The organism is Flavobacterium sp. 316 (assembly GCF_000967805.1).
Taxonomy (GTDB): domain Bacteria; phylum Bacteroidota; class Bacteroidia; order Flavobacteriales; family Flavobacteriaceae; genus Flavobacterium; species Flavobacterium sediminilitoris.
The window spans coordinates 100,735-113,372 of record NZ_JYGZ01000004.1 but is presented as its reverse complement, the minus strand read 5'-3'; the positions used below and the strand labels follow the sequence as shown (position 1 = coordinate 113,372).

11 protein-coding genes are annotated in these 12,638 nt (G+C 29.8%); 4 read left to right on the top strand and 7 right to left on the bottom strand.

Annotated features, from left to right (window positions below; genetic code table 11):
• Positions 1–37 precede the first annotated feature (37 nt).
• The 3 genes from rpsB to rplM all read right to left on the bottom strand — a co-directional run bounded on the left by rpsB (position 38) and on the right by rplM (position 1,814).
• Entirely contained in the window at positions 38–796 is a 759-nt protein-coding gene (rpsB, locus tag SY27_RS09295; protein WP_045969531.1) for a 30S ribosomal protein S2, read from the bottom strand.
• A 176-nt stretch (positions 797–972) separates the two neighbouring features.
• Entirely contained in the window at positions 973–1,359 is a 387-nt protein-coding gene (gene rpsI, locus SY27_RS09290; RefSeq protein ID WP_045969529.1) for a 30S ribosomal protein S9, read from the bottom strand.
• Positions 1,359–1,814, bottom strand: a complete 456-nt coding sequence (gene rplM / locus SY27_RS09285; protein ID WP_045969527.1) for a 50S ribosomal protein L13 — start codon at positions 1,812–1,814, stop codon at positions 1,359–1,361. Before rplM ends, rpsI begins: the two co-directional genes overlap by 1 nt.
• Before the next feature lie 218 nt (positions 1,815–2,032).
• Here rplM and SY27_RS09280 point away from each other — a divergent pair, with 218 nt between their 5' ends.
• Positions 2,033–3,058 (top strand): LacI family DNA-binding transcriptional regulator, encoded by a 1,026-nt coding sequence (locus SY27_RS09280; RefSeq protein WP_045969525.1) that lies wholly within the window; start codon positions 2,033–2,035, stop codon positions 3,056–3,058.
• On the opposite strand, the gene SY27_RS09275 is transcribed toward SY27_RS09280, so the two are convergent.
• The 3 genes from SY27_RS09275 to polA form a co-directional block, all read right to left on the bottom strand.
• On the bottom strand, positions 3,053–3,784 hold the full coding sequence (locus SY27_RS09275; RefSeq protein ID WP_045969523.1) for a nicotinamide mononucleotide transporter family protein: 732 nt from the start codon (positions 3,782–3,784) through the stop codon (positions 3,053–3,055). The two genes, SY27_RS09280 and SY27_RS09275, sit on opposite strands and share 6 nt — an antisense overlap.
• Positions 3,784–5,097, bottom strand: coding sequence for a serine hydrolase (locus SY27_RS09270; RefSeq protein ID WP_045969521.1), 1,314 nt, complete (start codon positions 5,095–5,097; stop codon positions 3,784–3,786). The genes SY27_RS09275 and SY27_RS09270 overlap by 1 nt, the downstream gene beginning before the upstream one ends.
• A 632-nt stretch (positions 5,098–5,729) precedes the next feature.
• Positions 5,730–8,552 carry a DNA polymerase I gene (gene polA / locus SY27_RS09265; RefSeq protein WP_045969519.1) on the bottom strand — a complete coding sequence of 941 codons (2,823 nt, stop codon included), beginning with the start codon at positions 8,550–8,552 and terminating at the stop codon, positions 5,730–5,732.
• A 196-nt stretch (positions 8,553–8,748) separates the two neighbouring features.
• Between polA and SY27_RS09260 the strand changes: the two genes are divergently transcribed.
• The 3 genes from SY27_RS09260 (at position 8,749) to SY27_RS09250 (ending at position 11,971) form a co-directional block, all read left to right on the top strand.
• Entirely contained in the window at positions 8,749–10,212 is a 1,464-nt protein-coding gene (locus SY27_RS09260) for a hypothetical protein (RefSeq protein ID WP_045969517.1), read from the top strand.
• Positions 10,213–10,290: 78 nt separating this feature from the next.
• Positions 10,291–11,523: a metallophosphoesterase gene (locus SY27_RS09255; RefSeq protein ID WP_045969515.1), complete on the top strand. Its 1,233-nt coding sequence runs from the start codon at positions 10,291–10,293 to the stop codon at positions 11,521–11,523.
• 151 nt (positions 11,524–11,674) lie between these two features.
• Positions 11,675–11,971 (top strand): co-chaperone YbbN, encoded by a 297-nt coding sequence (locus tag SY27_RS09250; RefSeq protein ID WP_045969513.1) that lies wholly within the window; start codon positions 11,675–11,677, stop codon positions 11,969–11,971.
• A gap of 1 nt (position 11,972) precedes the next feature.
• On the opposite strand, the gene SY27_RS09245 is transcribed toward SY27_RS09250, so the two are convergent.
• Positions 11,973–12,608, bottom strand: coding sequence for a polysaccharide deacetylase family protein (locus SY27_RS09245; RefSeq protein WP_045969511.1), 636 nt, complete (start codon positions 12,606–12,608; stop codon positions 11,973–11,975).
• Between the last annotated feature and the right edge of the window lie 30 nt (positions 12,609–12,638).

The window sequence follows — 12,638 nt, the reverse complement described above, 5'->3', positions numbered from 1 at the left end:
AATTTGGTAATTGTTTTTTGGAATTAATATTCTATTATTATTCGTTAGAAGTAGTAGCTTCTGTTTTAGTTTCAACTTCTTTAGTTGGTTGCTCATCTTTTTCAGCTTTTCTATCAGAAAGACCTTCAACGATAGCAGAAGAAACTAATCCTAAAACTTTATCGATTGATTTAGAAGCATCATCATTTGCAGGGATAACAAAATCAATTGGACGTGGATCCGAGTTTGTATCAACCATTGCAAAAACTGGAATGTTTAATTTTTGAGCTTCTTTTATTGCGATATGTTCAGCTTTCACGTCTACTACAAAAAGAGCTGCAGGTAATCTTGTCATATCTGCAATTGAACCTAAGTTTTTCTCTAATTTTGCACGTAAACGATCTACTTGTAATTTTTCTTTTTTAGAAAGAGTATTAAAAGTGCCATCTTTTTTCATTCTGTCAATTGAAGCCATTTTTTTAACAGCTTTACGGATAGTGATGAAGTTTGTTAGCATACCACCTGGCCATCTTTCAGTGATGTAAGGCATGTTACAAGCTGCTGCTTTTTCTGCAACGATATCTTTAGCTTGTTTTTTTGTAGCTACGAAAAGTACTTTTCTACCTGAAGCAGCAATTTTTTTCAAAGCTTCGTTTGCTTCTTCTATTTTAGCTGCTGTTTTGTATAAGTTTATGATATGGATACCATTACGTTCCATATAAATATAAGGAGCCATATTCGGGTCCCATTTGCGAGTCATGTGTCCAAAATGTACACCAGCTTCTAATAACTCTTTAACGTCAATTTTGTTTGCCATTGTGTAATAGTTTACGTTCCGTGTTATAGCAATTATCAAGTAGTCACTTTCGTTAGTCTTGAAAATTTAGATGCTAAACTAATTCCCTTTTTACAAGGAATATCGGCAACTTTGTTTTAAATTCAATTTTAATTGTAAAAATATGTCTGAAAAAATATTCTGAAATATACAGGATATTAACGTTTTGAGAATTGGAATCTCTTACGTGCTTTTTTCTGACCAAATTTCTTACGTTCAACCATTCTAGGATCTCTTGTAAGTAATCCTTCTGGTTTAAGGATAGCTCTGTTTTCAGCTTCAACTTCACACATTACACGTGCTAAAGCCATTCTTACTGCTTCTGCTTGTCCTGTTGAACCACCTCCATAAACGTTTACTTTTACGTCAAAGTTTTCTGCGTTTTCTGTCATTGCTAACGGTTGCATTACTTTGTACTGTAAAGTAGCAGTTGGGAAGTAAGTTGTAAATTCTTTTTTATTTACGGTAATTTTACCTGTTCCTTCAGTAACATAAACACGTGCAACAGCACATTTTCTTCTACCGATTTTGTGAATAACTCCCATTACTTAAGATCGTTTAGGTTTACGGTTTTAGGTTTTTGAGCCTCATGTTTGTGCTCAGTACCTACATATACATTTAAATTTCGGAATAATTCAGCACCTAATTTGTTTTTAGGTAACATTCCTTTAACAGCTTTCTCTACTAATAGTGCAGGGTTTTTATCTTGCATTACTTTAGCAGTTAAACTTCTTTGTCCTCCTGGATAACCTGTGTGTCTGATGTACGTTTTGTCATCTAACTTGTTTCCAGTAAGGTTGATTTTTTCTGCATTGATAACTACTACGTTATCTCCACAGTCAACATGCGGTGTGTAACTTGGCTTGTATTTACCTCTTAATAGCATAGCTACTTTTGAAGCAAAACGACCTAAGTTATGACCTTCAGCATCTACAACAATCCACTCTTTTTGAGTAGTTGCTTTATTTGCCGATACTGTCTTGTAGCTTAATGTGTTCACAATAATTAATTTAAATTAAACATTCCATTCCCAATTAAGGGAGTGCAAAAGTACAATTATTTATCATAAATACAAATGGCAAGGACATAATATTTTCTGATTTTAAGGATTTTATTATTTTGACTTAATCTTTTGATATTAAATAGTTTCTGTATATTTAGGGAATCAGTCTGTTTTACCGTGATTAAATTGCTATTTTTACTTTTTAAAAATTCAATATGAGATCTAAAGCTACTCTAAAACAAATTGCAAAAGAATTGGGAGTTTCTATTTCAACTGTTTCTAAAGCATTGAACGATAGTTCTGAAATAAGTAAAGCAACAAAGGATAAAATTAAGGAGTTTGCTGTTTTAAGAAATTATAAGCCTAATTTGATGGCAAAAAATCTTAAACATCAAAAATCAAGCACTATTGGAGTAATTCTTCCAAATATTTTAAATTCTTTTTTTGCTAAAGTTTTTAGTGGTATTGAAAACGTAGCGAGAAATAGAGGTTATAATGTGATAACTGCTATTTCAAATGAATCATTAGATAGAGAAAAGCAATTGATGGAAATGCTTAATAATGGTGCTGTAGATGGATTTGTTTTGTCAATTGCAGAAGAAACTCAGATATTAAAAAATTTTGATCATTATAATGCAATAATTAGGACAGGTACCCCAATTGTGATGTTTGATAGGGTTACAGATTCTGTAAGATCAGATAAAGTAATTGTGGATGATTTAGACTCTGCTTTTGATGCTACACAGCATTTAATTAATATTGGATGTGAACATATTGCTTTGATTTCTACTATTGATAATTTAAGTGTAGGTAAGTTGCGTTTTGAAGGATATAAAAGGGCATTGGAATTAAATAAAATGGATTTTGATACAAATCTGATGCTAATTGGAGTTGAGGAAGAAGGTCTTGATGTGAAAATTGAAACACTTTTGCGTGCTAAAAAAGTAGATGGTATTTTTGCTATCGATGAGCATTCTGCAACTAGAGCTATGAAACTAGCGCTGCAAAAAGGATATAAAATACCTGATGAACTCAATATAATAGGTTTTGCTGATGGTGCTTGGTCTCGTAGATTAACACCAAGTCTTTCTACTGTAAGTCAACATGCTCCAGAAATAGGAGAGAAAGCAGCTACATTACTAATTGATAGATTGCAAGCTGAAAAAGCTGAAATATTAGATTATAGAACAATTGTTATAAAAACGGAATTGAGACAAAGAGATTCTACGAGAAAATTATAATTGTTTTTTCTGATCATCATTCCAAGTAATATATCCAATTATAGCATTGAAAAAATAAAATATGTATTTAGCTGTATTAGCAATATTTAGCAATAGCAGATTTTGAATAATTTTTGTAAGATTATAAAATTGCCATAAAAACCAATTGTCGGGATACATTCTAGCAGTATTGAAAGTACCTCCAAATGTTAGTCCAGCAGGAATTGAAATAGCAAAATAAAGTTTCCAATCGATTGTGTTGGTTGATAAATATTTAAAAGCAATATAATTAAGTAAAAAAGAAAAGAAGAAGCCAAGAATAATATTTTGGTAAAAAATTAAATCTATTTTTCGTAGTACTTTACTTTTTTTCCAAGAATTAAAAACAAGATAATTACCTATAAAAGAAACTGGATAGGTTAGTATTGCTCCGATATTTCCGAGTAAATAATCTATTGAACCACTCAAAAAAGTATTGCAAGTAGTTATGAAATTCCCAATATTATTTTTCTTCGTTACGAGTCTGTTTCCAATCATCGAAAAGCTAGTGTTAATAATAGAAACATAACCTAATAGAAACATATAATTTTTTCCATTGAAAGAAAAATTATAAACTGTTTTGTAATACCCTAAGATTATAGAAACTGTTATTACTATGATTAAGCCAATAATGTCTAGATAAGTACTATTTGTTATTGATTTAATTTGTGTTGTAAGTGTGTTGGAAATTTTTAGTTTAAAAATCATTATTCTTTTGTAAAATTGAATTTTCCACCTCCTTGGTGTAAAATAAAGGTATTTTCATCGAAAATAATTTCTATTCCAGCTTGTGCAAAAATAAATGTTCTTTCATCTTTTAGCGTTAACGGAAACGAACTTTGTCCTGTTGCCTGAGCAAGAAGCTCTCCGTTTTTTTCAAAGATATTTATTTTCAGCGGAATATCTTTAGAAGAATAAGTGCCAGAGTATTTTGAAATTAGCTCTGCATTTATCTTTTCAAAGTTCGGGAAAGGAAAAGGAATCTTGTAGTAAATACTTAGAATACCAATCATAATATCATTACGATTGTAATTGTCTCCGTTTACAATTAATGAAATCCCTAGATCTTCTGTTGGGTAATATCCTACAACTGCTCGAAAGCTTTCTATTCCTCCAGTATGACCATAAAAACGTCTTTCTCCAAAAGGGAATTGAATTAGAGCCATGCCATAGCTATCTTTTAATGTTTTCATTTCTTCAAGAGAATTCTTTTTAACTAGTTTTCCTTGAAATAAAGCACGCATAAAATTAGTTAAATCTGAGGGTGTTGAGACAATTGCTCCAGCAGCATAGGCTATATCATTTTTCCATTCGTCAATTTTTTCCCAAGACGATCCGCTGTATATATAAGAATAACTTTCATTATTTATGGTTTTAACACCTTCTTTTGGATAGAAAGTGTTTTTTAGTCCAATTTTATTAATAATTCTTTTTTCTATATTTTCAGAATAGGATTTTTTTGTGATTTTTTCTATAATACCACCAAGTAGATAATAGTTAGAGTTACTATATGCGTATTGGCTATTGGGTTCAAAAAGGGAGTTGTAGTTTTCGATTTTGTTAAAAATAGCTTCTTTTAAATTGGGAGCATTAAGTTCTTCCTTTGTGATTGAGTCTTGATTAATATAGTCTGGAATTCCTGTTCTTTGATGTAATAAATCGTTAATAGTTATTTTATCAGCATTATTTACTTTTGGATAAAAAACAGATAATTGAGTGTCTAGTTTTAATTTTTTTTCTTCTATTAATTGCATAATTACAATAGCTGTGAAGGTTTTTGTAATAGAGCCTATTTTGTATTTTGTTTCTTCATTAGCTTTTGTGTTATTTTCAATGTCACTAGCGCCGTAAGCTTTTGAAAAAACAATAGTATTCCCTTCTTGGATTGCTAATGAACCCATAAACTTATTGTTGACCTCTAAATAAGTTAGTAGACTATCTATTCTTTGAAATCTTGGTTCAGATTGAGCAAATGATGATAATATTATAAAACAGTATAATATGCAAAGAATTTTTTTCATAGTTTAAATAGATTCCATTAGGTGAAATGAATTTTTTATTTACTGCAAATTTAATAGATAGTTTTATTTTACAAGATGTTTTTTATATAAATATGAATGGGCTATTTTGGTGATTTTGTTGTAATAAAGGTTGGATAATTAGATGTATATGATAAAATTATTGAGATTGATCAGTTCAAATCCTTTGATATTAGTAGGGTTGTTAAAAAAAACAAAATTTTAACATTTAACATATTAAATATATAAAAAATGTTAATTATATTTGCCTATATAAAGTTCATTTAAGTATAAAATTTTTAATTTAAATGCTTTTTAGTATAATAATTGAAAATTTTAATATATCAATAAGTTGTTGATTAGTTGAGAGATAATGTGATTTGAAACGGAATATTGATTTAGAAAATTATAATGAATATTGATTTAGAATTTATGTTTGTTGTTTGTATTATTTAATCTTAGATAATTAAAAAGAAACAGCCTTTTAGATAAATTTATTGTATTAACCAGAGATTAAAGAATTAAAAACTTAAATATTATGTATATATTATTTAGGTTTTTTTTCTATGTAAAAAAATAAAAAAACAAGGAATCAAATTTTAAATTTGATTCCTTGTTTTTTTAAAGATATGTTTTTAATGCGCTTCAAGCCAATTTTTTCCTAATCCTAAGTCAACAGTAAGTGGCACTTCTAACTTAAAAGCACTTTCCATTTCATCTTTAATCATAGATTGGATTTTATCTAATTCGCTGTTGTGAACGTCAAAGACAAGTTCATCATGTACTTGTAAAAGCATTTTTGATAGCCATTTTTCATTTTTTAATCGTTTGTAAATGTTAATCATAGCTATTTTAATAATATCAGCAGCGCTACCTTGAATAGGTGCATTTACAGCATTTCTTTCTGCTGCACCACGAACAACTGCATTTGCAGAATTGATGTCTTTTAAATAACGTCTTCTTCCTGAAATTGTTTGAACATATCCATTTTTTCTTGCAAAATCAACTTGTTCTTGCATATATGCTTTTAATTTGGGGTAAGTTTTGTAATAAGCATCAATAAGATCTGCACTTTCACTTCTTGTTAAATCTGTTTGATTGCTTAATCCAAATGCAGAAACACCATATATAATTCCAAAATTTACTGTTTTAGCATTACTACGTTGTTCTTTAGTAACATCTTCTAAAGCTACATTGAAGACTTTTGAAGCAGTAGAACGGTGAATATCTTCTCCATTTTTGAAAGCTTCAATCATTGTAGTTTCTCCACTTAAAGCAGCTATTATTCTTAATTCTATTTGAGAATAATCGGCAGCTAATAAGGTGTGATTTTCATCTCTTGCAATAAAGGCTTTTCTAATTTGTCTTCCTCTTTCCGTTCTAATAGGGATGTTTTGTAAGTTCGGATTGTTAGAACTTAAACGTCCAGTTGCGGCAACAGTTTGCATGTAATCTGTATGAACTCGACCTGTTTTTATGTCAACTTGAGTTGGTAAAGCATCAACATAAGTATTCTGTAATTTAACAAGTTGTCGCCATTCTAAGATGTGTTGAACAATTTCGTTGTCTTTTGCTAAATAACTTAAAATTTCTTCACCAGTTGCATATTGACCTGTTTTTGTTTTCTTTTGCTTTGGCCCACCAATTTTAAGTTTGTCGAATAAAATATCACCTAATTGTTTTGGAGAAGCTAAATTGAATGTTTCGCCTGCGATTTCATATATTTTCTGTTCGAAGGTATTAATTTCAATTTGCATGTCTGTAGACATTGATTTAAGGAAATGAACATCTAGGTTAATTCCTTCACTTTCCATGGCTGCCAAGACTTCTACAAGAGGAATTTCTATTTCGTCAAATAATTTTTTCGTTCCGACTTTTTCTAATATAGGTTGGAAATGTTCTTTTAATTGATAAGTTATATCAGCATCTTCAACAGCATATTCTTTTATTTCTTCTAAAGTAACGTCTCGCATTGATTTTTGATTTTTTCCTTTTTTACCAATTAATGCTTCAATCGATTTTGGACTATATTTTAAATAGGTTTCTGATAATATATCCATGTTATGACGCATATCAGGATTTATTAAATAATGAGCAATCATGGTGTCAAAAAAAGGTCCTTTTACTTCAATTTCATAATTTGCTAATATTTTTAAATCATATTTTATATTTTGACCAATTTTTTCAATTTTTTCGTTTTGAAAGAAAGGAATAAATTTAGTTGCCAATATTTTGGCTTCATCTTGATTTTCTGGAAATGGGACATAAAATCCTTTCCCTTTTTCCCATGAAAAAGCAATTCCAACTAATTCCGCATTTAACGCATCTAAACCTGTGGTTTCTGTGTCAAAACAAACAGATGATTGTTTTTCTAAATTTTGTAAAAGTAATTTGAGAGCTAAATCACCTTGTATAATTTGGTAGAAATGTTCTGTAGTTTCTAGTGTTGCATAGAAGGAATTGTGAGTAATTTCAGTAGTATCTTCATCAGAAAAGCCAAATAAATCGAATTGGTTTTCGTTTTTTGGTGATGGTTTTTTTATTGGTTTTTCTGAGTTACCACTCTCTGAATCATTGGCTCCAAAAATTTTATCAAATTGAGTTTTCATTTGACGAAATTCTAATTCTTGGAATATCTCATCTGTTTTTTCTACATTTGGTTGTGAAAGCTCAAAATCTTTCTCGTTGAACTGGACAGGACAATCTAATAGAATTGTAGCTAATTTTTTAGAAAGAATTCCTTTTTCTTTATTCGCTTCAATATTTTCTTTCATTTTTCCTTTAAGCTCATGAGTATTTGCTAAGAGGTTTTCCATTGAGCCATATTGAGCTAAGAATTTTTTTGCTGTTTTTTCACCAACACCAGGTAATCCAGGAATATTGTCTATTGCGTCACCCATCATTCCAAGAAAATCAATTACTTGCAGTGGATTTTCAATTTCAAATTTGGCTTGTACTTCAGGAATTCCCCATATTTCGATACCATTTCCCATTCTAGCAGGACGATACATAAATATGTTCTCGGAAACTAATTGAGCAAAATCTTTGTCAGGAGTAACCATAAAAACTTGATAGCCTTCTTTTTCTGCTTGTTTAGCAAGTGTACCAATTAGATCATCTGCTTCAAAACCTGCTTTTTCTATGATAGGAATATGCATGGCTTTTAATAATTCTTGGATATATGGAACAGCTATTTTGATTGCTTCAGGGGTTTCATCTCGATTTGCTTTATATTCTTCAAACATTTCTAGCCTATAATCACTACCTCCTTTATCAAATGCAACCGCTAAATGATCTGGTTTTTCACGTTTAATTACATCCATTAGCGAATTCATGAAACCCATGATTGCAGATGTATCCATTCCTTTAGAGTTAATTCTAGGGTTTTTTATAAATGCATAATAACCTCTAAAAATTAAAGCATAAGCGTCCAGTAGAAATAATCGTTTTTGTGACATGAAATGTTATTTTGATTTAAAATGTAAAAATACGATTCTTCAAAGATTTAATTTCCTCATTAATAAAAAAAATAATAAAAAAGGAAGATATGAAATCTGTAATTGTTGTTAAAGTTAAGTTTTACAGGGGTTTATGTCGTTTTTGTTTGCTGTATATTTTGTATTTTTGAATTAAACGGATATAAATTATTTCCTTATGAAAAAGAATTGTACCTATAATTTGAAAGTCTTTTTACTGTTATTTGTTATATCTATAATATTTCAAGATGGGAATGCCCAAGTAGGAATTAATACTACTTCTCCTCATGCAAGTTCAATATTAGATATGTCATCTACAACACAAGGAATGCTTGCTCCCAGAATGACAACTGCTGAAAAGTTAGCCATTACATCACCTGCTAATGGGTTATTGGTTTATGATACTGATTTAAAGCAATATAGTTATTATGATTTAATAGCTACTACTTGGGTTGCCATACAGAGTGGTAGATCAAAATTTAAGCGTATTAAGTCTACAGATGTTTTAGCAAATATTTTAGCAACAGAGTTGGCTGCTGGAGGAGGTTCTAAATATTTATTAGATTCTCAAACGTTATATGAGATTAATGGAACAATACTTGTTGATTTCCCAATAGAAATAAATAATGCTTATATAATAGGTTTGGATTCTAGCGATGATAAGTTGGTTAGGGCATCGGGTGATCTTTTTGTGGGAACTACAGGAGGTTCTATGAGAGTGTTAACTCTTGTTGCTTCTTCGGGAAATGTGTTTAATATAAACGGAGGTGGTACTCAAAGTTTGATATTTAGAGACGCTATAATTGCAAATTCGGCAAATGTTGGCGTGATAGATAATTTTGCATTAGTTTTTACAAGTATAATTCAATATACAGGGAATGCTAATGGAATCATTTATAGAGATATTTCAAAATTATTGTTAAATAATCAAGGATGGATTGGGAATAATGCGGGAATTTATGAAAAATTTGAAGGGACATTCAATACACTTCAAAAACAAGGAGGATTTACAGAGTTGTATGGAGCAAGTATTGGTCTTGATGTGTCTTCAAATCCTACAATTTCTATTGATGCAACAATAGATAGTGTAGATTTTACAGGAACACCTACAACTGGTTTTTTTGTAAAAAAGTATACGGTAGGTTCTTATGCGGGTTTTAATTTTAATAATAAATGGGACGTTAATTGTTCAGGAATTCCAGTAGAGGGAGATAGAGTTGCTGTAGGGGATATTAATTTTGATTATCCTGTTGGTTCTGGAGCACTTACAACACTTTCTGGTACGCCAGTTAAGCTTTCTGGAGCTACTACTTCGAATAATTTATATAGATCTTCAAGAGGAGGAACGGATAACCGTATGCAATATTTAGGAAATAAAAAACGTTTTTTTAGAATTAGTGGTTCCGCATCGTTTCAAGCCACAGCTACGAGTACTATATATGTTTTTTATATAGCCAAAAATGGCACAGTGCTTAATCAATCAAAAGTATATGTGAATTCAAGTTCGACAACAGATATTTTAGCTGTACCTCTTCAAACTATAGTAGAATTGTCTCCCAATGATTATATTGAAGTTTTTGCTCAAAGATTTAGTGGGAGTGGTAATATCCTAACAGTTTCATTAAATCTTATAGCGGATTAAAAAAAGAAATTTGAGTTAAAATTTTAACAATTAATGTTTAGAGCTGATTCAATATTTGTTATTTTGTAAAAAAATAATATTATGTTACGTTGGTTAATACCACTTCTTATAATTCTAATTATTGAATTTTATTCCTATCAAGCAGTAAAGACAATTATAAAATCAAAATGGATAATAGGAGCTTATTTGTTGATCTCTTTAATTGTTATTGCATATATATCTTTTTTTATATTCACTCATAATAGAGGTGAAGGTCAAAATAGGCAATCTCTTTTTACAATAGGGCTGTTGTTAATAACAGTCTTGCCTAAAATAGTAATTACTTTAATTCTTTTTGGAGAAGATGTTTTTCGTTTTTTTGAAGCAATTATTATTTATTTTATGGGTGATAATAATGGAGGAAAATTTTTACCTGAAAGACGAACATTTGTAAGTCAAATAGCATTTGGATTAGCGGCAATACCATTTACTTCTTTGCTGTACGGAATGACTATAGGGAAATATAATTTTAAAGTTATAAAACAGACTATTTTTTACCCAGATTTGCCAGAAGATTTTGAAGGAACTACAATTACACATATTTCAGATATTCATAGTGGAAGTTTCGATAATCCAGAAAAAATACAATACGCAATTGATTTAATTAATGAACAAAACTCAGATTTAGTATTATTTACAGGAGATATTGTAAATACGCATGCTAAAGAGATGGATCCTTGGATTGATACGTTTAAAAAAATAGAAAATTCGAGTTTGGGTAAATTCTCTATTTTAGGTAATCATGATTATGGAGAATATTTTGAATGGGATTCTAAGGAAGAAAAAGAGGCTAATTTTCAGGCGATAAAAGATTTACATGAAAAAATTGGATTTAAACTCCTTTTAAATGAAAATGTGAGATTTAAAAAAGGAGAAAGTGAGTTAGCTCTTATAGGGGTTGAAAATTGGGGTAAACATTTTAAAAAAGCTGGAGATTTAAAAATAGCATCTGAAGGGGTTCATAAAAATGATTTCAAAATTTTAATGAGTCATGATCCTAGTCATTGGGATGCTGAAGTTCAACATGATGAAAATCATTATCATTTAACGCTTTCTGGGCATACGCACGGTTTTCAATTTGGGATTGAAATTCCGGGTTGGATAAAATGGAGTCCAGTTCAGTATGTGTATAAACAATGGGCAGGTTTGTATGAAAATCTTGGTAGATATGTATATGTAAATCGTGGTTTTGGATTTCATGCTTATCCAGGACGAGTTGGAATTATGCCAGAAATAACGGTTATAGAGTTAAAAAAAGGAGAAAAGAAATAAAATGTATTCTTTGTATTTGTATTGATTTTGCTTACTTGATGTAGGATGTCTAATATATTCTGATGAAAATGTAGCATAATTCAGTAAAAATGCTACATTTGTATATAGTTTTCGATTAGAAATTACTTTTTTTATTAAAAATTTCGATTATATGTCAAAATTTGGAGAGCTTATAGATGCACAAGTACCAGTGCTGATAGATTTTTTCACAGAGTGGAATGAATCTTCAGTAGCTATGAACGAAGTTATTCGTGATGTAGCTGCTGCACTTGGAGATAAAGCTAGAGTTATTAAAATTGATGTTGATAAAAACCGTGAGTTAGCAGAAGCTCTTAGAGTTAAAGGATTACCTACTTTGATGATTTATAAAGAAGGACAAATGATTTGGAGGCAAAGTGGAGAGATGGATGCAAATACATTAATTTCTTTAGTTACTGAATATGCTTAGTTCATATTGTACTAAAATTAAATCCTTTTTCTTTTAATATTTGTATTGCTTTCGGCAGTGCAAATTTGATATTTTGTTCTGCTTTTAAGCTATCGTGAAATACAATAATACTTCCACAAGAGATGTTGTTTATTACATTTTTTAAACATTTTTCATGACTTGTGTTTTTGTCAAAATCATAACTTAGTATATCCCACATTATTATTTTATATCCTTTTTTTCTAAGAAAAACAGCTTGACTTGGTTTTATTTTTCCATAAGGAGGACGAAATAGTTTATTGTTTTTTAAAGTGTTTTTTTGATGCTCAATTTCATAAAGATTAATGTTGTTGAGGTATTTTTCATTTTTTGTTTTCCAACCATTTAAGTGATTAAAAGTGTGATTGCCGACAGAGTGTCCTTCTGAGATTATTCTTTGAAATATTTCAGGATGTTTCTTAATATTGTCACCAATACAAAAAAAAGTAGCTTTTATGTTTTCTTCTTTTAAAATGGTTAAAACCCATTCAGTTACATTTGGAATAGGTCCATCATCAAATGTTAAGAAAATCTCATTGTTTGAATTAGGAATTTTCCAAATATAATTCGGAAATAATTTTCTAATGAATGATGGTGTTTTTACCCAAAATAATTTCATACTGTAAAGGTAAATAAATAAAAAATGTGA

What these genes read in the sequence shown, in the direction of transcription:
- rpsB (WP_045969531.1), bottom strand. Translation starts at nt 796, where the DNA reads ATGGCAAACAAAATTGACGTTAAAGAGTTATTAGAAGCTGGTGTACAT.
- rpsI (WP_045969529.1), bottom strand. Translation starts at nt 1,359, where the DNA reads ATGGGAGTTATTCACAAAATCGGTAGAAGAAAATGTGCTGTTGCACGT.
- SY27_RS09280 (WP_045969525.1), top strand. Translation starts at nt 2,033, where the DNA reads ATGAGATCTAAAGCTACTCTAAAACAAATTGCAAAAGAATTGGGAGTT.
- SY27_RS09275 (WP_045969523.1), bottom strand. Translation starts at nt 3,784, where the DNA reads ATGATTTTTAAACTAAAAATTTCCAACACACTTACAACACAAATTAAA.
- SY27_RS09270 (WP_045969521.1), bottom strand. Translation starts at nt 5,097, where the DNA reads ATGAAAAAAATTCTTTGCATATTATACTGTTTTATAATATTATCATCA.
- polA (WP_045969519.1), bottom strand. Translation starts at nt 8,552, where the DNA reads ATGTCACAAAAACGATTATTTCTACTGGACGCTTATGCTTTAATTTTT.
- SY27_RS09260 (WP_045969517.1), top strand. Translation starts at nt 8,749, where the DNA reads ATGAAAAAGAATTGTACCTATAATTTGAAAGTCTTTTTACTGTTATTT.
- SY27_RS09250 (WP_045969513.1), top strand. Translation starts at nt 11,675, where the DNA reads ATGTCAAAATTTGGAGAGCTTATAGATGCACAAGTACCAGTGCTGATA.
- SY27_RS09245 (WP_045969511.1), bottom strand. Translation starts at nt 12,608, where the DNA reads ATGAAATTATTTTGGGTAAAAACACCATCATTCATTAGAAAATTATTT.